20 protein-coding genes are annotated in these 21895 nt (G+C 65.0%); 9 read left to right on the top strand and 11 right to left on the bottom strand.

Annotation, left to right across the window (positions count from 1 at the left end; all coding sequences use genetic code 11):
- Positions 1–136: 136 nt before the first annotated feature.
- From rnc to pdxJ, 4 genes are read left to right on the top strand one after another with little or no spacing between them, the layout of a single operon-like run.
- On the top strand, positions 137–826 hold the full coding sequence (gene rnc, locus V0R59_RS03985; protein WP_042122669.1) for a ribonuclease III: 690 nt from the start codon (positions 137–139) through the stop codon (positions 824–826).
- Complete coding sequence (era, locus tag V0R59_RS03980; RefSeq protein WP_330073445.1) at positions 819–1724, top strand: GTPase Era; 906 nt, start codon at positions 819–821, stop codon at positions 1722–1724. Before rnc ends, era begins: the two co-directional genes overlap by 8 nt.
- Positions 1725–1781: 57 nt before the next feature.
- Positions 1782–2465, top strand: coding sequence for a DNA repair protein RecO (gene recO, locus V0R59_RS03975; RefSeq protein ID WP_330073446.1), 684 nt, complete (start codon positions 1782–1784; stop codon positions 2463–2465).
- 44 nt (positions 2466–2509) lie between these two features.
- Positions 2510–3253, top strand: a complete 744-nt coding sequence (pdxJ, locus tag V0R59_RS03970; protein WP_042122672.1) for a pyridoxine 5'-phosphate synthase — start codon at positions 2510–2512, stop codon at positions 3251–3253.
- 61 nt (positions 3254–3314) lie between these two features.
- Here pdxJ and V0R59_RS03965 read toward each other — a convergent pair whose 3' ends face one another.
- From V0R59_RS03965 to cmoA, 4 genes are all read right to left on the bottom strand, one after another.
- Positions 3315–4694: a heavy metal sensor histidine kinase gene (locus V0R59_RS03965; RefSeq protein ID WP_330073447.1), complete on the bottom strand. Its 1380-nt coding sequence runs from the start codon at positions 4692–4694 to the stop codon at positions 3315–3317.
- Complete coding sequence (locus tag V0R59_RS03960; protein WP_330073448.1) at positions 4691–5365, bottom strand: heavy metal response regulator transcription factor; 675 nt, start codon at positions 5363–5365, stop codon at positions 4691–4693. The genes V0R59_RS03965 and V0R59_RS03960 overlap by 4 nt, the downstream gene beginning before the upstream one ends.
- A 191-nt stretch (positions 5366–5556) precedes the next feature.
- Positions 5557–6513, bottom strand: a complete 957-nt coding sequence (cmoB, locus tag V0R59_RS03955; protein WP_330073449.1) for a tRNA 5-methoxyuridine(34)/uridine 5-oxyacetic acid(34) synthase CmoB — start codon at positions 6511–6513, stop codon at positions 5557–5559.
- Positions 6510–7253, bottom strand: a complete 744-nt coding sequence (gene cmoA, locus V0R59_RS03950) for a carboxy-S-adenosyl-L-methionine synthase CmoA (RefSeq protein WP_330073450.1) — start codon at positions 7251–7253, stop codon at positions 6510–6512. Before cmoA ends, cmoB begins: the two co-directional genes overlap by 4 nt.
- Positions 7254–7487: 234 nt before the next feature.
- On the opposite strand from cmoA, the gene V0R59_RS03945 reads away from it, so the two are divergent.
- Positions 7488–8699 carry an alpha-xenorhabdolysin family binary toxin subunit A gene (locus V0R59_RS03945; protein ID WP_330073451.1) on the top strand — a complete coding sequence of 404 codons (1212 nt, stop codon included), beginning with the start codon at positions 7488–7490 and terminating at the stop codon, positions 8697–8699.
- Positions 8696–9649, top strand: a complete 954-nt coding sequence (locus tag V0R59_RS03940) for an alpha-xenorhabdolysin family binary toxin subunit B (RefSeq protein ID WP_330073452.1) — start codon at positions 8696–8698, stop codon at positions 9647–9649. The genes V0R59_RS03945 and V0R59_RS03940 overlap by 4 nt, the downstream gene beginning before the upstream one ends.
- On the opposite strand, the gene V0R59_RS03935 is transcribed toward V0R59_RS03940, so the two are convergent.
- Both V0R59_RS03935 and lon read right to left on the bottom strand, forming a co-directional pair.
- A complete protein-coding gene (locus V0R59_RS03935) occupies positions 9646–10044 on the bottom strand; it encodes a protease inhibitor I42 family protein (protein ID WP_330073453.1) in 399 nt (132 codons plus the stop codon). The two genes, V0R59_RS03940 and V0R59_RS03935, sit on opposite strands and share 4 nt — an antisense overlap.
- Before the next feature lie 73 nt (positions 10045–10117).
- The gene (gene lon / locus V0R59_RS03930; protein ID WP_330073454.1) at positions 10118–12538 is read right to left on the bottom strand and encodes an endopeptidase La; all 2421 of its coding nucleotides are present in this window, start codon (positions 12536–12538) and stop codon (positions 10118–10120) included.
- A gap of 180 nt (positions 12539–12718) precedes the next feature.
- On the opposite strand from lon, the gene V0R59_RS03925 reads away from it, so the two are divergent.
- A complete protein-coding gene (locus V0R59_RS03925; RefSeq protein ID WP_330073455.1) occupies positions 12719–13168 on the top strand; it encodes a ubiquitin-conjugating enzyme E2 in 450 nt (149 codons plus the stop codon).
- Positions 13169–13383: 215 nt separating this feature from the next.
- Here V0R59_RS03925 and V0R59_RS03920 read toward each other — a convergent pair whose 3' ends face one another.
- The 3 genes from V0R59_RS03920 to V0R59_RS03910 form a co-directional block, all read right to left on the bottom strand.
- Positions 13384–15792, bottom strand: a complete 2409-nt coding sequence (locus tag V0R59_RS03920; RefSeq protein ID WP_330073456.1) for a glucose/quinate/shikimate family membrane-bound PQQ-dependent dehydrogenase — start codon at positions 15790–15792, stop codon at positions 13384–13386.
- 44 nt (positions 15793–15836) lie between these two features.
- Positions 15837–17174 carry a carbohydrate porin gene (locus V0R59_RS03915; RefSeq protein ID WP_330073457.1) on the bottom strand — a complete coding sequence of 446 codons (1338 nt, stop codon included), beginning with the start codon at positions 17172–17174 and terminating at the stop codon, positions 15837–15839.
- Between the two features lie 288 nt (positions 17175–17462).
- Entirely contained in the window at positions 17463–19466 is a 2004-nt protein-coding gene (locus V0R59_RS03910) for a TonB-dependent receptor (RefSeq protein WP_330073458.1), read from the bottom strand.
- Between the two features lie 153 nt (positions 19467–19619).
- On the opposite strand from V0R59_RS03910, the gene V0R59_RS03905 reads away from it, so the two are divergent.
- Together V0R59_RS03905 and V0R59_RS03900 are read left to right on the top strand one after the other, a co-directional pair.
- Positions 19620–19853 carry a VF530 family protein gene (locus tag V0R59_RS03905; protein WP_330073459.1) on the top strand — a complete coding sequence of 78 codons (234 nt, stop codon included), beginning with the start codon at positions 19620–19622 and terminating at the stop codon, positions 19851–19853.
- Positions 19831–20499, top strand: a complete 669-nt coding sequence (locus V0R59_RS03900) for a Pr6Pr family membrane protein (RefSeq protein WP_330073460.1) — start codon at positions 19831–19833, stop codon at positions 20497–20499. Before V0R59_RS03905 ends, V0R59_RS03900 begins: the two co-directional genes overlap by 23 nt.
- A gap of 7 nt (positions 20500–20506) precedes the next feature.
- Here V0R59_RS03900 and V0R59_RS03895 read toward each other — a convergent pair whose 3' ends face one another.
- Positions 20507–21274 (bottom strand): siderophore-interacting protein, encoded by a 768-nt coding sequence (locus V0R59_RS03895; RefSeq protein ID WP_330073461.1) that lies wholly within the window; start codon positions 21272–21274, stop codon positions 20507–20509.
- Positions 21271–21828: a PadR family transcriptional regulator gene (locus V0R59_RS03890; protein WP_330073462.1), complete on the bottom strand. Its 558-nt coding sequence runs from the start codon at positions 21826–21828 to the stop codon at positions 21271–21273. The genes V0R59_RS03895 and V0R59_RS03890 overlap by 4 nt, the downstream gene beginning before the upstream one ends.
- Between the last annotated feature and the right edge of the window lie 67 nt (positions 21829–21895).

Raw genomic sequence — 21895 nt, 5'->3', positions numbered from 1 at the left:
ATGCTTTTCTGGCATAGGCTGTATCGAGGGATTCTCCTGCGGGGTCCCGGCCAGCGGGCATTAATCCATATGTCTTTCAGGATCCGCATTTGAACAACGCTTTTCTGAACCACCAAGAACATCGCGTGGGTACACCGTGAGCCCTTCCCTGAGTCGCCTCGAGCGCAAGCTCGGCTACACCTTCAAGAACCAGGAGCTGATGCTGCTGGCCCTGACCCATCGCAGTTTCGCCGGGCGCAACAACGAGCGCCTGGAGTTCCTTGGCGATGCGATCCTCAACTTCGTCGCCGGCGAAGCCCTGTTCGAACGCTTTCCCCAGGCCCGTGAAGGCCAGCTGTCGCGCCTGCGTGCGCGTCTGGTGAAAGGCGAGACCCTGGCCCTGCTGGCCCGCGGCTTCGAACTTGGCGACTACCTGCGCCTGGGCTCGGGCGAGCTGAAGAGCGGTGGTTTCCGCCGCGAGTCGATCCTCGCCGACGCCCTTGAAGCGCTGATCGGTGCGATCTACCTCGACGCCGACATGCAGACCGCCCGCGAGCGCGTGCTGTCCTGGCTGGCAGGCGAGTTCGACAGCCTGACCCTGGTCGACACCAACAAGGACCCCAAGACCCGCCTGCAGGAATTCCTGCAATCGCGGGCCTGCGAACTGCCCCGCTATGAAGTGGTGGATATCCAGGGCGAGCCGCATTGCCGGACGTTCTTCGTCGAGTGCGAAGTGACCCTGTTGACCGAAAAGAGCCGGGGGCAGGGTGTCAGCCGGCGTATCGCCGAGCAGGTGGCAGCCGCCGCGGCACTGATCGCCCTGGGCGTGGAGAATGGCAATGACTGAAGAAATGAACACCACCCGTTGCGGCTACGTCGCCATCGTCGGCCGTCCCAACGTGGGCAAGTCGACGCTGCTCAACCACATCCTCGGGCAGAAGCTGGCGATCACCTCGCGCAAGCCGCAGACCACCCGCCACAACATGCTCGGGATCAAGACCGAGGGTGACGTGCAGGCGATCTACGTCGATACCCCCGGCATGCACAAGAGCAACGAGAAGGCGCTCAACCGCTACATGAACAAGACCGCCTCGGCGGCGTTGAAGGACGTCGACGTGGTGATCTTCGTGGTCGACCGCACCCGCTGGACCGACGAGGACCAGCTGGTCCTGGAGCGCGTGCAGTACGTGCAGGGCCCGGTGATCCTGGCGATCAACAAGACCGACCGCATCGAAGAGAAAGCCGACCTGATCCCGCACCTGCAATGGCTGCAGGAGCAACTCCCGAACGCCGAGATCGTGCCGATCTCCGCCCAGCAGGGACACAACCTCGACGCCCTGGAAGCGCTGATCGCCAGGCACCTGCCGGAGAACGAGCACTTCTTCCCGGAAGACCAGATCACCGACCGCAGCAGCCGCTTCCTCGCCGCCGAACTGGTGCGCGAGAAGATCATGCGCCAGCTTGGTGCCGAGCTGCCGTACCAGATCACCGTGGAAATCGAGGAGTTCAAGCAGCAGGGCCACGTCCTGCACATCCATGCCTTGATCCTCGTCGAACGTGACGGGCAGAAGAAGATCATCATTGGCGACAAGGGCGAGCGCATCAAGCGCATCGGTTCCGAGGCGCGCAAGGACATGGAAGTGCTGTTCGACGCCAAGGTCATGCTCAACCTCTGGGTCAAGGTCAAGGGTGGCTGGTCCGACGACGAGCGCGCCCTGCGCTCGCTGGGCTACGGCGACCTGTAATCCTTCCCCGGGCCCGATACCGTCCGGTATCGGGCCGACTTTCCTGCGAAGCCGTCCATGGATCAGCCAGAAGCCCTGCCGGCCTACGTCCTGCACAACCGCGCCTACCGCGAGACCAGCGCCCTGGTGGATTTCCTCACCCCGCAGGGGCGAGTCCGCGCGGTCATGCGTCGTGCCCGGGGCAAGGGCGGCAGTCTGGCGCGGCCGTTCGTACCGCTGGAGGTGGAACTGCGCGGACGTGGCGAGCTGAAGAACGTCGGTCGCCTGGACAGCGTTGGCGTGGCCGCGTGGCTGGTTGGTGACGCACTGTTCAGCGGTCTGTACCTGAACGAACTGCTGACTCGCCTGCTGCCGGCCGAAGACCCGCATCCCGCGCTGTTCGAACACTACGCCGCGACCTTGCAGGCCCTGGCCGCCGGGCGCCCGCTGGAGCCGCTGCTGCGCAGCTTCGAATGGCGCCTGCTGGACGAACTGGGCTACGCCTTCGCCCTCGATCAGGACATCAACGGCGACGCCCTGGTGCCGGATGGCTGGTATCGCCTGCAGGTGGATGCCGGGCTGGAGCGGGTCTACCTCTTGCAGCCGGGGCTGTTCAGCGGTGTGGAACTGGCGGCCATGGCCGAGGCCGACTGGGAGGCGCCTGGCGCCCTGAGCGCGGCCAAGCGCCTGATGCGCCAGGCGCTGGCCGTTCATCTGGGCGGACGCCCCCTGGTCAGCCGCGAACTGTTTCGCAAGCGCTGAGCACGTCGTATGCTGTCGGGCTCAACTTCCAGGAGAGTTTCTTCGTGACCCACAGCAACCGCATCCTTCTCGGCGTCAACATCGACCACGTGGCGACCCTGCGCCAGGCCCGTGGCACCCGATACCCCGACCCGGTCAAGGCCGCGCTGGACGCCGAAGAGGCGGGTGCCGACGGCATCACCGTGCACCTGCGCGAAGACCGCCGGCATATCCAGGAGCGTGACGTGCTGGTGCTCAAGGACGTGCTGCAGACGCGGATGAACTTCGAGATGGGCGTCACCGAGGAAATGATGGCGTTCGCCGAGCGCATCCGCCCGGCGCACATCTGCCTGGTCCCGGAAACCCGCCAGGAGCTGACCACCGAAGGCGGTCTCGACGTGGCTGGCCAGGAAGCACGGATCAAGGCGGCGGTGGAGCGCCTGTCGCGGCTGGGTTCGGAAGTGTCGCTGTTCATTGATGCCGACGAGCGGCAGATCGAGGCCTCGCGCCGGGTCGGTGCGCCGGCCATCGAACTGCACACCGGGCGTTACGCCGATGCGCACACGCCGGCGGAAGAAGCCGACGAGCTGAAGCGTATCGCCGATGGCGTGGCCTTTGGCTTGGGCCAGGGCCTGATCGTCAATGCCGGGCATGGCCTGCATTACCACAATGTCGAGGCGGTGGCGGCGATCAAGGGGATCAACGAGCTGAACATCGGCCATGCGCTGGTGGCGCATGCGCTGTTCGTTGGCTTCAAGGGCGCGGTGGCGGAAATGAAGGCGCTGATCCTGGCTGCCAGCCGCGGCTGATCTTCAGGGCGCCATCGCTGCGGTGCGGCGGTCCGACAAGCCAGCGATGGCGCCCTGAAACCTACCCAGGAAACACCAGGCTGAATCGGGTCGGTCCATCCACCGCGCTGCTCACCTCGACCCGCCCACCATGCACCTGCATGATCGACCTCACGATCGCCAGCCCCAACCCCGTCCCGCCATCCAGCCGCGACCGGCCACACCCCACCCGATAGAACCGCTCGAAGAGATGGGGCAGGTGCTCGCCCGGGATCCCCGGCCCGCCATTTTCCACCCAGCAATCCAGCCCGTCCGCGCGCGCCCCGATGCCGATCCGCACCACGCTGCCTTGCGGTGCATGCCGGATCGCATTGCTCAACAGGTTGGAGATCGCCCGCTGCACCATCAACCGATCACCAGGCACCGTGCCCCAGCCGCCGACCTGCAATGTCACCCCACGGCTCTCGGCACTGATATCGAACAACTCCGCTACCCGCCGCGCCTCGTCAGCCAGGTCCACCGGGGTGAGCTGCAGCGTCACCAGCGGCTGCTCGACCTGGGCGAGGAACAGCATGTCGGTGATGATCCGGCTAAGGCGGGTCAGTTCCTCGATGCTGTCCTCCAGCGCTACCTTGTAGTCCTGCGCCGGTCGTTCGCGGCTGAGGGTGACCTGGGCCCGACCCATCAGGTTGCTGATGGGGGTGCGCAGTTCATGGGCAAGATCGTCGGAGAACTGGGAGAGCTGGCGGACGCCGTTTTCCAGGCGATCGAGCATGATGTTGATACTGCGTGCCAGGGCTTGCAGCTCCAGTGGCAAGCGGGTTTCCGGCAGCCGGTGGCCAAGGTCGTGAGCCGAGACCTGCTCGGCGATACGGCGGAAGCGGCGTAGCGGCGCCAGGCCACCCTGCACCAGCTTCCAGGCACAGACCCCGATCAGCAGCAGCAACAGCGGCAGGGCGAGCAGTGTCGAGCGCAGGTAGGCATGCAGCAGCTCGGTGTCTTCGCTGCGGTTCACCGTCAGCAGCACCTGGACCGCCGTGCCGTCCTGCAGGCGCATGCTGCGGGCCGCGGTGAGCAGTTGCTCGCCGCGGCTGTCGGTCCACTCGCTGAAAGCCAACTGCGGGCCGATGACGATAGGCTCGGCCGGCGCTTCCAGCGTCGGGCCCAGGCTCAACCGCGCGGGGTGGCGAGGACTGCGTTCGATCACGCTCAGGCTCAGGTTGTCATGGCCCATCACCACGTCGAGCAGGGGATGGGCGCGAACGCTCAGGTCGGCCATCTTGAGATCGACATTCAGGCTGTGCTCGATCTGGCCCATCTTGCGTTGCAGATGGTCGCGGGCGCGTTGGTCCAGCTCGCGGTCGAGGGCGAATATCGCCAATGCCGCCAGCAGCAGCACCAGCGCCGCGCCCATCAGGATCACGCTCAGGCCCAGGCGCAGCGACAGGCGCGCCGGCTTCATTCGCGGGCTTCCAGGACGTAGCCGACACCGCGCAGGGTGTGGATCAGCTTGTCCTCGAAGGGGTCGTCGATCTTCGCCCGCAGGCGGCGGATCGAGACTTCCACCACGTTGGTGTCGCAATCGAAATTCATGTCCCACACCAGCGAGATGATCTGGGTACGCGACAGCACCTCGCCGCTCTGGCGCATCAGCAGGTGGAGCAGGGCGAATTCCTTGGCGGTCAGGTCGATGCGCTGGCCGCCACGGTAGGCGCGATGGCGACCGGGGTCGAGTTCGAGATCGGCCACCTTCAGGGTCGAGGGCGCGATCGCCTGTTCGCTGCGCCGCAACAGGCTGCGCACCCGGGCCAGCAGCTCGGGGAATTCGAAGGGCTTGAGCAGGTAGTCGTCGGCACCCAGGTCGAGGCCCTTGACCCGGTCGGACAGGCGCCCGTGGGCGGTGAGCATCATGATCCGCGTCGCCGACTGCGCGCGCAGGCGCTGGAGCACGGTCCAGCCATCCACTTCCGGCAGGTTGACGTCGAGGATGACCAGGTCGTAGCTGTGCTGCAGGGCCAGGTGCAGGCCGTCGGCACCGCTGCGGGCGCAGTCGACCACGTAACCGTTTTCGCTGAGGCCCTGTTGCAGGTAGTCGGCGGTGCGGACTTCGTCCTCTATGACAAGTAGACGCATGGGGAAACTCTGGATGAAGAAAGGCAGCGATTCTCGAACCTGAAGTAGCTTCAGGGTCAAGCGGGGGGGAGGGTATGGTATGACAGGGTGTTGCAGAGGAGGGGCAAGTTACAGATTTGTAATGTTTCAGCCATTCGCGGGTTAGCTGAATGATCGGGCCTCATCACAGCGATGAGGCCCGGAACACCACTCTACTTTCTGGCCACCAGCACCGCCCGCCGGGGCGCCGGCAAGCCTTCGATGGTCCGGCTGTGATCCTGCGGATCGAGGAAGTCGCTCAACGACTGGTACTTCATCCACTCGGTGCTGCGCTGTTCCTCGACGCTGGTGACGCTGACATCCACGCAACGCACGTCACTGAATCCGGCGCGCCGCAGCCAGCGCTCCAGCGCCGGCACCGATGGCAGGAACCAGACATTGCGCATCTGCGCATAACGGTCTTCCGGCACTAGTACCTGATTCTCGTCGCCTTCGATCACCAGGGTTTCCAGCACCAGTTCACCGCCCTTGACCAGACAGTCCTTGAGCGCCAGCAGGTGTTCGATCGGCGAGCGGCGGTGATAGAACACCCCCATCGAAAACACTGTGTCGAAGCCCTCCAGCGCCGGCGGCAGGTCTTCCAGGGCAAACGGCAGGTGCCAGGCCGGCAGCTCCGGCAGGTAACGCTGTACCGCCTGGAACTGGCAGAAGAACAGCCAGTTCGGATCGATGCCGACCACGCTGTCGGCCCCGGCGCCGAGCATGCGCCACTGGTAGTAGCCATTGCCGCAGCCGACATCCAGCACGCGCTTGCCGCGCAGGTCCAGGTGCTTTGAGACCCGCGACCATTTCCAGTCCGAGCGCCATTCGGTGTCGACGTGCACGCCGAACAGGTCGAACGGGCCCTTGCGCCACGGCGACAGGCCCATCAGCGCGGCGCGTGCCTGTTCGCGGGTGGCGTCGTCGCAGGTGAAGTCCAGGCGCAGGCCGTTGACCAGGTCGACCGCGCTCGGGGTCAGCGTCGGCAAGCCGTCCAGGGCGCTTTGCCAGCGCTCCAGGTCACCATGGCCTTTCTCCAGCTTGGCGTCGAGTTGGGCTTGCAGGCCTTGCGCCCACGAAGCCAGAGGTGTGCCCGCCAGGCGGCGGACCAGAGGAGACAGATCGATCATGGCAGGGCAATCAGGGAAGCGAAGTTCAGGCACTGGAACCACGGCACCACCTTGGAGAACCCGGCGGCCTTGAGGCGGGCGCGGTGTTCTTCGAGGCTGTCGGGTTTCATCACGTTTTCGATGGCACTGCGTTTCTGGGCGATTTCCAGTTCGCTGTAGCCGTTGGCGCGCTTGAAGGCGACATGCAGGTCGGTGAGCAGGGCATGCTCGCCTGCGTCTTCGAAGCGCAGTTTTTCCGAGAGGATCAGCGCCCCGCCCGGCACCAGGGCCTGGCGGATGCGCGCGAGCAGGGCCAGGCGCGCGGCCGGCTCGATGAACTGCAGGGTGAAGTTCATCGCCACCACCGACGCCGGTTGCAGTTCCAGGGCGGTGATGTCGGCTTCCAGCACCTGAACCGGGAGCAGCTCCTGGTACATGGCGTCCTGGGCCTTCAGGTATTCGCTGCAGCGCTCGACCATGGCCGCCGAGTTGTCCACCGCCAGCACCCGGCAGCCTTCGCTGCGCACGTGGCGGCGCAGGGCCTGGGTGACCGCGCCGAGGGAACTGCCGAGATCGTAGAGCACGGTGTCCGGGCGGGCGAACTGCGCGGCGAGCACGCCGATGTTCTCGACGATGGTCGGGTAGCCGGGCACCGAGCGCTTGATCATGTCGGGGAACACCCGCACCACATCTTCGTTGAAGGTGAAGTCGGGCACCTGGTCCAGCGCGGCGGCGAATAGGCGGTCGGGTTGTTGGCTCACGGTTTGGTCACGGGATGGTCGAAACGGGGCGACATTCTAGCCAAGTGGGGAAGCCATGCCTATGTGTTGCCGGACGGATGCACGTCTTCGGCCGTGTCGCTCGGAGCTTTCCGCCGCGGTCCGGCGAACGGCGATGACTTCGCCGCTGCCGGCGCCAGCGTAGGTTCGTCCACCTGCCCTGCTGGACGGGGCAGCGCTCTGGTCCGGGAAGGACCGTTTGCCAAGGACAACACCATGACCATCAAAGAAGAAAACGAATCGCTGCAGGCACTGGATGTCCAGCAGCGTGCCGAATTCGTGCCCAAACAGTATTTCGATGTCATTTCCAGCCGTGCGCGAGACAGCCGCATGCAGCCAGCGCTGATCTTCAGTGCGGACAACCTGCGCAGTATCAAGCGCTATGCGTACTACGTGCTGCGGCTGCCGAAGAGCATCGAGGAAATCAACCGCTCCCATGACCTTTCCCTGCTGGGCATCGACGCGGCTCAGGTGGATCGTCTGTATACCAACCTGCGCACACATGTCGATACCTGGGATGTGCTGGAGCGGGAAACCAAGACCCTGGGCACCCGCCTTGACCTGTTCGCCACCGCCTTTATCGGAGACGGCAGCGCACTGATCGAAAGGCTGGTGGCCACCGACGCCTTTCGCGAGTTGAACGGCCGCCTGGGCGGGGATCTGGATGAAGCATCGCTGCAACGAGCAGGTTTCCGGCCGCTTGCGGAAGGCGAGCGCAAGCAGATCGCCAGCCTGGGCAATTACCTTGATCTCATCTGCGAAGACATCGCCGAGGTCAAGTTGCTCATCACCGCGATCAAGGAACGCGCGCGCTGGTTCACCGACGCCGTGGTCCGCCAGCTACGCCCGGAAACCGATGCGCTGAACCATCAGATCAAGGATGTCAGCCCGGAGAAGGTCATCGATGCCCTGCGTGCAAGGATCGTCCCGCTGGACAAGGAGATCGAGCAGATGGATGCCACCTACCAGAAACTGGTGGGGCTGGCCTTCACCGGCCTGGTCTTCGGTGCCATTGGCGTGGCGATCACGGGCGGCATCTATGGCGCCCAGGCCGAGGCAGTGCGTGCGAGCAACCGGCGCCTGCGCCGCGAGCGCGAGTTGCTGGTGCAGCAGATCGAAGCCATCAACCCAATGATCGGGATATTCGAGACCACCACGCTGCAGATCGCCGACCTGAGGTTCCGCCTGACCGAGGTGCAGACTGCGGCGAAGAATCTCGAGGATGTCTGGCACATGCTGGGCCTCTATGTCGAAGAGTCTGGCGAGGAACTTGCCCAGGTCGGCACCGATGTCGAGCTGGCAATCTTCGTCCGGCGCTTCGAACGGGTGCTGCGCCCCTGGCACAGCATCCGCGACATTTCTTCGCAACTGTCGAAGATCTTCAACGAAACCGTGGATGAAATCAGCAAGGAAGGAGCCTCGTCATGAGCCAGCCCCACCAGGAGTCGTTACCGGATATCAGCCGGATGAACGACCTGAAGGAAGCGTTTCTCAAGCAACTCTACAGTTCCACCCAGGCCCTGCTGCCGGCCCTGCGCGAGCAACTGGACGGGCTTTCCAGGCGGCTGCTCGACACCGATCGGCTGCTTTCCGAGCGGGTGCTCAGCGCCTTGGTGCTGCTGGGCAACCACAAGTGGAGCGACCCGGCCACCCTGCTGGCGCAAACCCCCGGTCAGGCCGGGATACTGGAGCAGGACGCGCTGCGCGACCTGCATCGCCTGGAAAACCAGGGCCAGGAGATCGCCGATGCCCTGGCCGCCCTCGGCAAGGCCAGGTTGCCAGCGGTGGACGAACGGGTCGAGACGTTGGTCGCCCAACTGGAATCCCTGGATCGCTCGATTGCCAACCAGAAGGCGCGCATCGATGACCTCGATCAGCGGGTCGCCGCCATGGATCAGGTGATCGCCGCGTTCGAGGCGCCACAGTTGCAGTCCATCTTCAAGAGCTTGGTCCCGACCGAGGAGGAGGTGCTGCTGACGCAGAAGGTGCTGCTCAAGGGCGTGGATCCGCAGACGCTGATCGCGGCGGCGCGGATTTTCGTCGACCGGCTGGGGGGCGTGCTCGAAGGGCGCAAGTTCATCGACGTGGTCAAGCTGCGTTCGAGAACGCTGATCGACCGCGGTGTGTTGATCGACGAGCGCTGCGCCTGGGAGACGCGGCACGGCGCACTGGCGCGCGAGCTGGATCAATTGCCGAAGATCGCGGTCCTGGGTGGCATGCGCGACCAGTGGCTGGAGCAGGCGGTCACCCTGACCCAGGGCTGGACCGAGCAGATCCAGGCGATCAAGGCACAGACCGAACTGGTGCCGATGGCAGAGGCCCTGACGGCAATGGAGCGGTATCTGCTGGCAGTGCGCCGACGCTATGAGGAGGCCTAGCGCACCTTGACGATGCAGTCGAAGGTTTGCGCCGGCGCCTCTTCGGGCGCCCAGGGCTGCTGGTAGACCAGCACCAGGTGGCCTTCACCGGCAGCCCTGGACCTGAAGCGCCAGGTGGACTGGCCGGCGCTGCCGACCATGCCGTCGCTGTCGCTGCTGCTGTACACCTCGGGGCCCAGGGCGCCGAGGATGGCGTTCGCCGGATTCTGCAGCAGCCAGCGATAGCCGGTGCTGGGGTTGCTGGGCAGGGTCAGGGTCAGGGCCTGGCCGATGTTCAGGTCGACCGGGCACTGACTCTGTTTTTCCACCACCACCGGCTCGGTGCGCGAAGCGTCGTGGGAGCAGGCGGCAAGCAGGGCGAAGCCCGACAGCAGGGCGGTACGGCGGATCTTCATGAAGCACTCCGGAGCGCAGCGTTGACATGCGACCGGAGCTTAAACCGGAAGAGTGCCGCAGTTCCACCTGGCCTCAGTTGAACAACACCTTCGCCACATCGCCGAAGCGCTTGGCGAAATGCACCGTAAGGCCCTGCTTCAGGTAATCCGGCAGTTCCTGGAAGTCCCCGCGGTTCGCCTCTGGGAGGATCAGCTCGAAGATCTTCTGCCGCCGCGCCGCGATCACCTTCTCGCGCACCCCGCCAATCGGCAGGACATGCCCGGTCAAGGTCATTTCCCCGGTCATCGCCACGCCCTTCTTCGGGACCTGGTCACGGGCCAGCGACAGCAATGCGCTGGCCATGGTGATGCCGGCGCTGGGGCCGTCCTTCGGCGTGGCGCCTTCCGGCACGTGCAGGTGGACGAAGGCTTCGTTGAAGAAGGTCGGGTCGCCGCCGTACTGCTTCAGGTGCGAGCTGACATAGCTGTAGGCGATTTCCGCCGATTCCTTCATCACGTCACCCAGTTGCCCGGTGAGCTTGAAGCCGCGGTTCAGCGTGTGGATGCGCGTCGCCTCGATCGGCAAGGTGGCGCCGCCCATGCTGGTCCAGGCGAGGCCAGTGATCACGCCCTTGCCGGCCAGCACCTGCTCGCTGCGGAACACCGGCATGCCCAGCGCTGCTTCGAGGTCTTTCGGACCGATCCTGATCTTCGCGTCCGGCTCGTCGAGCAGGCGCACCACGGCCTTGCGCACCAGCTTGCCCAGCTGCTTCTCCAACTGACGCACACCGGATTCACGGGCGTAGCCCTCGATCACCGTGCGCAACGCGGCGTCGCTGATACTCAGGCTGGTTTTCGCCACGCCGGCTTTCTGCAACTGCTTGGGCCATAGGTGGCGCTTGGCGATGGCCAGCTTTTCCTCGGTGATGTAGCCGGACAGGCGAATCACTTCCATGCGGTCGAGCAACGGCCCGGGAATGGAATCGAGGGTGTTGGCGGTACACACGAACAGCACCTTGGACAGGTCCAGGCGCAGGTCCAGGTAATGGTCGAGGAAGTCGACGTTCTGCTCCGGATCCAGGGTCTCCAGCAGCGCCGAGGCGGGGTCGCCCTGGTAGCTCTGGCCCATCTTGTCGATCTCGTCGAGCATGATCACCGGGTTCATCACCTCGACGTCCTTGAGGGCCTGCACCAGCTTGCCCGGCTGGGCGCCGATGTAGGTACGGCGGTGACCCTTGATCTCCGCCTCGTCGCGCATGCCACCGACGCTGAAACGATAGAACGGCCGGCCAAGGGACTCGGCGATGGACTTGCCGATGCTGGTCTTGCCCACCCCGGGCGGGCCCACCAGCAAGACGATGGAGCCGCTGATCTCACCCTTGTAGGCACCCACCGCGAGGAATTCGAGAATGCGGTCCTTGACGTCATCGAGACCGGAATGGTGCTGGTCGAGGACCTTGCGCGCATGCTGCAGGCTGAGCTTGTCGCTGCCGTACACGCCCCACGGCAGGGCGGTGGCCCATTCCAGGTAGTTGCGGGTGACGGCGTATTCCGGCGAGCCGGTCTCCAGGATCGCCAGCTTGCCCATCTCTTCGTCGATGCGCTTCTGTGCGGCGGCCGGCAGGGTCTTGCCCTCCAGTCGCTGCTTGAACTGTTCGAGGTCGGCGCTGCGGTCGTCCTTGGTCAGCCCCAGTTCCTGCTGGATGACCTTGAGCTGTTCCTTGAGGAAGAACTCGCGCTGGTGCTCGCCGATCTGCCGGTTCACCTCGGCGGAAATCTCGTTCTGCAGGCGCGCGACTTCCACTTCCTTGCGCAGCATCGGCAGGACCTTCTCCATGCGCTTGAGCATCGGCACGCAGTCCAGCACTTCCTGGAGCTGGGTACCGGTGGCCGAGGTCAGGGCGGCGGCAAAGTCGGTGAGAGGCGACGGGTCGTTGGGACTGAAGCGATTGAGGTAGTTCTTCAGCTCTTCGCTGTACAGCGGGTTGAGTGGCAGCAGTTCCTTGATCGCGTTGATCAGCGCCATGCCGTAGGCCTTCACCTCGTCGGTGGGCTCGGGGCTCTGGTGCGGATATTCGACCTCCACCAGGTACGGCGGGCGATGGTGCTTGAGCCAGGTGCGGATGCGCACCCGGGTCAGGCCTTGGGCGACGAACTGCAGCTTGCCGTTTTCGCGGCTGGCGTGGTGCACCTTGACCAGGGTGCCGTACAGCGGCAGGGCCGAGGTGTCGAAATGACGATGGTCCTGCGCCGGCTCGTCCATGAAGAACAGGGCCAGGGTGTGGTGGTCGGTCTTGGCCACCAGGTCGAGGGTTTCCGCCCAGGGTTCCTCGTTGACGATCACCGGCAGCACCTGCGCCGGGAAGAACGGACGGTTGTGGATCGGTATCACGTAGACCTTGTCCGGCAACTGCTGCCCCGGCAGCGCCAGGTGGCGGCCGGTGGGGTCATCGTCGAGATGCTCGACTTCGGCGTAGTCGTCGGGATGTTCCGGGAGATCCTGCTGGTCGCTCATGGGGCACCTGCGTGAATGACTATGGTGCTTAGATGGGGCGGTAGGAGGGTGGTTTCAATGCCAGACGGCTTTTGTCGGATAGCCCTGTACGAAAACCGCGTTGATCCAGCGTAGCCCAAGGTCGCGGTGGATGATTGCCAAGTGCTACTGTGGCGAACTCATCTGCGCAGGGAGTCACCCATGCCGACGGCATTGAAACGCATCGATCGCGAATTGCACGATTTCAACAAGAACCCGCCGGAGAACTGCAGCGCCGGGCCGGCAGGCGAAGACCTGTTCCACTGGCGGGCGACGATCATCGGGCCGCGGTACTCGCCGTACGAGGGGGGCGTGTTTTTCCTCGATGTGCACTTTCCCGAGGATTATCCGTTCAAGGCGCCGACGGTGAAGTTCTTCACCCGGATCTATCACCCGAACATCGCTGAGGACGGCGAGATCGGCCTGGATATCCTGGGCGAGAACTGGTCGCCGGCGCTGACCCTGGCCAAGGTGTTGCTGAGCATCACCTCGTTGCTGGCCGAGCCGGAGGGGCGGGAGGCGTTGCGCCCGGAGATCGGCGTGGAGTTCCAGCGCACGCGGGCGGAGTTCGAGAAGCGCGCCCGGGAGTGGACGGAGCGGTACGCCAAGTAATCCGTTGCTGTTGATGGGGCTTCAACGCTGCATGGGTGTCAATACATCTCGGTCAAGTGAAGGACGGACCCTGTGGGAGCGGGTTTACCCGCGATTGCTATGGTGAACTCACCACGGTAATCGCGGGTGAACCCGCTCCCACAAGGTACGCGCCGTTCTCTCAATCTCTGCTAAATAACCATGCCCATCGCTGGCAAGCCAGCGATGGGTTCACCTCAGTTCGGCAGTTTGTAGGCGATGATGTAGTCGCCCATTTTGGTCCCCAGCGAGCCATGCCCGCCGGCGGTGACCAGCACGTACTGCTTGCCATCCTTGCCGGTGTAGGTCATCGGCGTGGCCTGGCCGCCGGCCGGCAGGCGCGACTTCCACAGTTCCTTGCCGGTGTTCACGTCATAGGCGCGCAGGTACTGGTCCAGGGTGCCGCTGAGGAAGCCCAGGCCGCTGGCGGTGACGATCGAGCCGCCCATGCTCGGCACACCGATCGGCAGGCCGAGCGGAATCGGCGAGCTGTCGCGGCTGGTGCCGTTCTTGTGCTTCCACACCACCTTGTTGCTCAACAGGTCGATACCGGCGACATAGCCCCAGGCTGGCGCCTGGCACGGCACGCCCAGCGGCGACATGAACGGGTGCATGATCACCGCGTATGGCGCGCCGGTGTTCGGCTGCACGCCGGCAGTCTCGCTTTCGCGCCTGGCGCCCTCGGCCACCTCGGCGCGCGGCACCATCTTCGAGACGAAGGCCATGTAGTTCGGGCTGGTGAACAGCAGCTGGCGCACCGGGTCCACCGAGACGCTGCCCCAGTTGAACACGCCGACGTTACCCGGATAGACCAGCGAACCCTGCTCCGACGGCGGGGTGTACTGGCCTTCGTAGCGCAGTTCGCGGAACTGGATGCGGCAGAGCATCTGGTCGAACGGACTGGCGCCCCACATGGCCTGTTCGGTGAGGTCCGGGCCGAGCAGGTTGAGGTCGGAACGGGCCTGGGTCGGCGCGGTATGGTCGCCTTGCACCGCGCCTTGCGGTGCCGGGATCTCGCGGATCGGCACGATGGCGCTGCCGTCGCGACGGTCGAGCACGTACAGGCTGCCTTGCTTGGTCGGCGCGATCAGTGCCGGCTTGACGCCGTCGGCGGTCTTCAGGTCGAGCAGGGTCGGCTGGCTGCCGACGTCCATGTCCCACAGGTCGTGGTGGGTGAACTGGTAGTTCCAGCGCACCTTGCCGGTGGCCAGGTCCAGGGCGACGATGCCGGCGCTGAACTTCTCCGCGCCCGGGGTGCGGTCGGCGCCCCACTGGTCCGGGGTCTGGTTGCCCAGGGGCAGGTAGACCATGCCGAGTTTCTCGTCGACGCTGGCCAGCGACCACATGTTCGCCGAGTTGCGGCTGTAGGTCTTGCCCGGTGCCAGTGGCTTGGTGTCGTCCGGGTTGTTGCTGTCCCAGTTCCACACCAGGCGGCCGTCGTGGACGTCGTAGGCGCGGATCACGCCGGAGGGTTCGTTGGTCGACTCGTTGTCGGTGACATGGCCACCGATGATCACCAGTCCGCGGGTGATGGCTGCCGGCGAGGTGGAGTAGTAGCCGCCGGCGGTGAACGGGCCGATGCCCTGGGTCAGGTCGATCACACCCCGGTTGGCGAAGCCTTCGCAGACCTTGCCGTTGTCGGCGTTGAGCACGATCAGGCGGGCGTCGGCGGTGGGCAGGTAGAGGCGCCGAGGGCAACTGCGGGCCACGGCCTGGCCGGCCTCGGAGATCTTCGGCGCCGGGCTGCCGTCGGTGTTCAGGTAGTTGTTTTCGTCATAGTAGGAGACGCCGCGGCAGGTCATGTGGGCGAAGCCCTTGAAGCTGCCGACCGGGCTCTTGATCTGCGGGTCGAAGCGCCAGATTTCCGCACCGGTGTCCGGGTCCAGGGCCAGCACTTTGCTGTGGGCGGTGCAGGCGTAGAGCATGCCGTTGACCTTCAGCGGGGTGTTCTGGTTGGTCAGTTCCACCGGGTCGTCGGCGCTGGGCAGGTCGCCGGTGCGGATGCGCCAGGCTTCTTCCAACTGGTAGATGTTGGTCGGGGTGATCTGCCGCAGCGGCGAGTAGCGGTCGCCGTACTCGGTGCGGCCGTAGGCCTGCCAATCGCCGTCGGGCATGTCCGGCGCGGTGCTGAACAGGGTGGTGGTGTCGCGCCCCAGCTCGCCCTTGATTTCGCCCGGATGGGTGAACTGGCTGCCGATGGCACTGGCGCCGGAGGCCAGCACGGCCACGCCGAGGATCGCCAGGTTGATGCGCGCCGGCTGGCCGGCCAGGCCGCGCAGCGGGCGGCGGGTCCAGGGCAGCAGGAGGATCACGCCGAGGGCGAACCACAGGGACAGGCGCGGCACCAGTTGCCACCAGTCCAGGCCCACTTCCCACAGCGCCCAGGCGGTGCTGCCCAGCAGGACCAGGCCGTACAGGCCCAGGGCATGCTTGCGCAGGGCCAGCAACAGGACTCCGGACACGGCAAAGCCGAACCCTGCGATCAGGTAATACAGCGACCCCCCGAGGTTCATCAGCTTGATGCCCCCGGCCACCAGGGCCATGCCCATCAGCAACAGCAGGACACCGAGCAATCTCGGTAGCCAGCGGGTTCCTTCAGTGCGCATTGAATGTTCTCCGTCAGGTTGAAAGCGTCAGGCCCGCGGGCCGGTTAGAAGCTGCTCTGGATATTGATGCCGCCGACCAGCGCGTCATCGACCTGGCCGACCCCGCCCGGATGGCGGATGTACTGCAGGTTGGGACGCACGGTGAGCCAGTCGGCCAGGTGCAAGCCGTAATACAGCTCGGCGCTGTACTCGGTGTCCTGGACCGGCAGGAAGGCGGGATCGTTGAAATCGTCGGTGCCGGCGGCGCGGTTGTGCGCTTCGGCGTTCTTGCGCCAGGCGGGATTGACGTGCACGCGGGCGAGGGCGAAACCGATATCGTCCTTGCTCCGGAAATCGAAGGGCCCCCGGTACACCACCCCTGCCTGAACATAGTTGTCGATGACATTGGTCTTCTTGTCGTGCAGCGTGGCATTGGCGAACAGGCTCAAGCCACGGGAATGGTCGCTGGCCAACGATGTCACTTGCTGCTGTGCCCCCAGCCAGAAACCCTGCTTGCCAGAACGGCTGCGATAGTCCTGGCCGCTCAGTGCGGCGGGCTGGCCGTCGTCGTCGCGGTAAACATCCTTGGCATTGGCATTACTGTAGTAGTAGCCCGCCCGATATTCCCCTTTCAGGCCTCTGATTGCCGGGCTCCAGACCAGTTCAATCGGGAACATGGCGCCCTGGGTACCGCTGCCGCTGAGCTTGAAGCCGTTCTGCCGTTCGAGGTTCGACGGGTTCTGCTCGAAGGCGCCGACCTGGGCGTAGAGCTCGGGCGTGAGGTTGTAGCGCACGCGCGCGGCCCATTGGCTGACCGGCCAGTTGTACCAGCTGTCGCCGACCCAGTTGCCCACCTGCGAGCCGCAGAAGGCCAGGTTCTGGAAGTCGCAGGGGAAGCTGTTGAAGTCCTCGCCCTCGCCGAAGCGGCCGAGTTTCACGTCCAGCGCGCCATCCAGGTACTTCTGCTTGATCCACAGCTGGGTCAGTCGCCAGGTCTGGCCGCGGCCCCAGACTTCCTGGGCCGAGGTGAAACCGCCGACCCGCGGGTCGTTGATGCGGTCGTTGCTGATGTTGTTGCCGTGGCGCTCGGTGACGGTGAGCTGGAACTCGGTGTCGTGCCAGCCGAGGATCTTTTCCAGGTCCAGGTGGCTGCCGAAGGCGAACTGGTCGCTGTAGCGCGCGCTGCGGTCGTGGTCATGCCCGTCGTGCAGGTTGCTGCCCATCTCGCCGGTGTAGTCGAGGCTGAAATGGTAGCCGCGTCCGGCCAGTTCGCTGCGGCTGCCGTTCCAGTCGCCGAGCATCCATGGGGAGTCGGATTCGAAGGGCGCCGCGCCATGGGCGGAGGCAGTGAAGGCGCACAACAGCGGCGCGGTCAAATGGCGGAAGGCAGGGAAACTGGGCATGAGATAGCGCTATCTTTTGATTGTATGAAAAAACGGCAAATGTCCCGGCGCGGGGTCGCTCGCCAGGATGGGTCGGATGGTTTGGGTAAGTGAAGCGTTTCAGCTTGTGGCGCGGAGGATACAGGGGGAAGGCGGGAAGTGGAAGGTTGGGGGCGGTGAGGGACCGTTGTCGGTTTGGTAATAATCGGTGGTCTTGATGGCCTCATCGCTGGCAAGCCAGCTCCCACAGGTTCGGCAGCGACGCGGACACTGTGGGAGCTGGCTTGCCAGCGATGGGGTTCACTCAGGTCAGAAGGTCGTGCGCAACCCCACCTCCACACTGCGCCCCGGTGCCGGCGCGATATCCCGCAGGATCGAGCTGGCATAGCGAACGGTCTGGTCCGTCAGGTTCTCGCCGCGCACGAACGCCAGCCAGTCGCTTTCACCCACCTTGAAGCGGTAGCCGACGCTGGCTCCCAGGGTGGTGTAGCCATCGGTACTGGTCTCGTTGGCCGGCTTGCGGTGCTGCGACGCGGCATGCTGCACGTCGATGCGCGCCTGCCACTTGTCAAGGTTCCACAGCAGCCCGCTGTTCAGGCGCAGCGGCGCGATCCGTGGCAGAGCCTCGCCGGTGTCGAGGTTCTTCGCCCGGGTGTAGTCGCCGGACAGTTCCAGCGCCAGGTTGCCATAAGGGCTCTCCAGCAGTTTCCAGTGGTCCTGCGCCTCGACCCCGTAGAAGCGCGCCCGCACGCCGGTGTACAGGTACTCGGGGATGTCGTCGTCCTCACCCTCGCGCATCTCGCCGCTGGCCAGCAGGCCGATGTAGTTGCGGAAGTGGCTGTAGAACACGCCGACGCTGCCCTTGTGCGTGTCGTTGTCGAAGCGCAGGGCCAGGTCGCCGGACAGCGCTTTTTCCTTCGACAGGTTCGGATCACCCACTTCATAGCTGCCGGTGGCGACGTGGGCGCCGTTGGCGTACAGCTCATAGAAGGTCGGCGCTCGCTCGGTGTAGCCGAAGTTGGCGGCCAGCGACCAGATCGGCGTCAACTGGTACACCGCGCCCGACGACAGGCTGGCGGCATTGAAGGTGCTGGCGCCGCCCAGGTCGGCGAAACGCTCGTTGTCGTTGCCGTCCGGATCGACCCGGGTGTGTTCCAGGCGTGCGCCCAGGCTCAGGTTCAGGCGCTCGCTGGCCTGCCATTGTTCCAGCAAGAACAGGGCGACGCTGTCGGTATCGGTCTGCGGCACGAAGGCTTCCTCGCCCAGGGCCGAGAACTCGCTGCGGTTGACCTGTGCGCCGATCACCCCTTCCACCGGTCCCAGCGGTTGGTGCCGGGCTTCGACGCGTGCCTCGTAGCCCTTGTTCTTGAACGTGGTGCCAACCTCGCCATCTTCCAGTTCGCGGTGCTTGTACTCGGTGTAGCCAAGGTCGACCTTGACCGAACTGAACGGGCCTTCCAGGTCGCGGATTTCCGAGGCGAAGCCGTACTGGTCCTGCTCCATGTCGATGCGCACGCCGGACTCCGCCACCGAACCGTAGTTGGAGTCGTAGCGGCTATAGGAAAGCCCGGTATAGCCGTGCTCCCAGGTGTAGGAACCACCGATGGCGCCGCCATCCTGGCGACCATCGCTGTTCTCCAGACGATGGCGGCTGCCGGGTTCGTCGCTGTCGCGCACTTTGGAACTCTGCGCGTAACCGGGAATGCGCAGGTCGTTGAACTGGCGGCTGTTGGCGTCCAGGTGCAGGGCGAAGGTGCCGTCGCCGGCTTCCAGCTTGCCGGCGCTGCTGCGGGTGGTGTCGGCGCCGCCGTAGCGCAGTTCGCCGGCACCGTGGATGCCTTCGATGGCTTCGGTGGGGATACGGTTGTCGAAGGTGTTGACCACGCCGCCGATGGCGCTGCCGCCGTAGAGCAGGGCAGCCGGGCCACGGACGATTTCCACGCGCTCGACGTTGACCGGATCCAGGGGCACGGCGTGGTCATAGGACAGCGACGAGGCGTCCAGCGCGCCGACACCGTTGCGCAGCATGCGGATACGGTCGCCATCCAGGCCACGAATGATCGGCCGGCTGGCGCCCGGGCCGAACCAGGTGGAAGACACGCCCGGCTGGCTGTTGAGGATCTCGCCGAGGCTGCCTTTCTGTTCCAGTAACAGTTGGTCGCCTTCGAGCACGCTGCTTGGCGCCGCCAGTTGCGCATTGCCCAACGGGTTGGCGGTGATCACCTGGGGCTGCAATTCGACCGCGTGGCTCGGCGCCGACGCCAGCCACAGGGCGACGGCAAGGGGAGAAAGGGGAAGGGGCAGGTAACGCATGGAGAGTCCTTGGCAGATGTCATGTTTGGTTACACTATAACATTGCAGTGAAATCAAAATGCAATCCTCTCGCCACGCAAGCCGCCGACTAGACTGCTGACAGCACCTGGCCACTGGGCTAAGGTGCGCACCTTCGATTGGCTGGAGACAGGCATGAGTGCCGCTGACAAGAACCCGCTGCATGGCGTGACCCTGGAACAGATCGTCACCGCGCTGGTGGCTCACTACCAATGGGACGGGCTGGCGCAACGCATCGATATCCGTTGCTTCAAGAGTGATCCGAGCATCAAGTCGAGCCTGACGTTCCTGCGCAAGACCCCCTGGGCGCGGGAAAAGGTCGAGGGCCTGTACCTGAAGATGCTGCGTGATCTCAAGCGCGGCGCGTAAGGTACCGACCCCGCGCGGCCTGACCGGCGGGGCGGCGGTGCTTGGCTGGTTCGCCCTGGCGGTGCAGCTGTACCTGATCCTCGTCGCGCGCTGGCAGGACCAGGCCAGCCTGCTGGGCGGGCTGGTGAACTTCTTCGGTTTCTTCACCGTGCTGAGCAATGTGCTGGTGGCCACGGTACTGAGCCAGGCCGCCTTTGGCCGTGAATCGCCGGCGCGGCGTTTCTGGCTGAAGCCGTGGGTGGCGGGCGGGGTGCTGGCGAGCATCCTCTTCGTGGCGATCGCCTACAGCCTGCTGCTGCGCCACCTCTGGCAACCCCAGGGCTGGCAATGGCTGGCGGACGGCTTGTTGCACGACGTGATGCCGGCGCTGTTCGCCGGGTACTGGTGGCTGCAGGTGGAGAAGGGCAGCCTGCGGCTCAGGCACCTGCTGGCCTGGTCACTCTATCCGCTGGGCTATTTCGGCTACGCGCTGCTGCGTGGGGAGTGGGTCGGTTTCTATCCCTACCCGTTCATCGATGTCGCGGCGTTGGGCTATGCCCGGGTGCTGGGCAATGCGCTGCTGATGCTGCTGGCGTTCCTGCTGCTGGGCCTGGCGATCATCGGTCTCGACCGCTGGCAGGGCCGGCGCGCGGTGCGTCGGCCCTGAACCCGGCTTATTCGTCGTCGTTCGGGTCGAGGCGCCAGTAGGCAGCGGCCTTGATGCGCTCGTCGGCGATGCCTTTCTCTTCCAGCAACAGTGCCTTGGCCTTGCGGGTCAGGGCCTTCTCCAGGGCGACCCAGGCATACAGCTCGCCTGCCGGCAGGCTGACATCGGCCAGTACCTGCAGCACATCCTGCCGGTGCCGCTCGATCCAGATCACCTCGACATCGGCCTTGCTCGGCAATGGCTGGCGTTCCTGCGCGTCCTCGATCTCGATCAGCGCCAGCACCTTGCGTCCGGCCGGCAGTTCTTCGAGGCGACGGCCGATGGCCGGGATCGCGGTTTCGTCACCCACCAGCAGGTAGCTGTCGAAGATATCCGGCACCACCAGGGAGCCGCGCGGGCCGGCGATGTTGAGGGTCTGGCCGGGTTCGGCCTGGGCCGCCCAGGTCGAGGCAGGGCCGTCGCCGTGGAGGACGAAGTCCAGGTCCAGTTCGTTGTTGACCAGGTCGATGCGCCGCGGCGTGTACTCGCGCATGGTCGGCTTGACGCCCTCTTTGGGCAGGTCGAGGGCATCCATCGCCGCCTGTTCTTCGGCATTGTTGGCGAACAGCAGCTTGACGTGATCGTCCGTGCCGAGGCTGATGAAACCTTGCAGTTGCGCACCGCCGAGGGTGATGCGGCGCATGCGCGGGGTGAGGTCGGTGACCCGCAACACGCGCAGTTGGCGATGCTTGATCTCGTGCATCACGCGGTGAATGGTGTTTTCGCTAGCAGTCATTCGGATGGCTCCTGGGAAGGATGATTTGCCGGGCCGGCAACGATGGCTTTCGCGGTTTCGTTGAGCAGGTTGCGCACCCGCTCTATTTCTTGTGGGTTCCAGCGCCCGCTGTGCATCTGCAGGGCATGGCGCAGGTTGTGGACGGCTTCGTGGATCTCCGGCGGACGATCGTGACCGCGCAGCGAGCGCTTGCTCACTTCGATGCGGGTACGCACGCCATCGAGGGCCACCGCCTGTTCCACGAGGAAGGCGCGACCGGCGTCGGTGGCCTGGTAGCGTTTCTTGCTGCCATGGGTTTCGCCGTTGATCAGCTCGCTTTCTTCGAGGAAGGTCAGGGTCGGGTAGATGACCCCGGGGCTGGGGCTGTAGTTGCCGTCGAACAGGGTTTCGATCTGGCGGATCAGGTCGTAGCCGTGGCAGGGCTGGTCGGCCAGCATCGACAGCAGGAGCAGCTTCAGGTCGCCCGGGGCGAACACCCGCGGGCCGCGGTCGCCGCGCTCGCGACGGCGTTCGAAGCCTTCGATTTCCCGGTGGCCGTGGTGGTGATCGCGCATGGGGTGTCTCCTGGGTTGCTTGCGATATGTCTCAAGATATTACTCAAGATATATCTTATTGCAACCC

This window comes from Pseudomonas ulcerans (assembly GCF_036324125.1).
In the GTDB taxonomy this organism is placed as follows: Bacteria; Pseudomonadota; Gammaproteobacteria; order Pseudomonadales; family Pseudomonadaceae; genus Aquipseudomonas; species Aquipseudomonas ulcerans.
The sequence above is the reverse complement of the archived record's forward strand: the minus strand, read 5'-3'. Positions and strand labels throughout refer to the sequence as shown.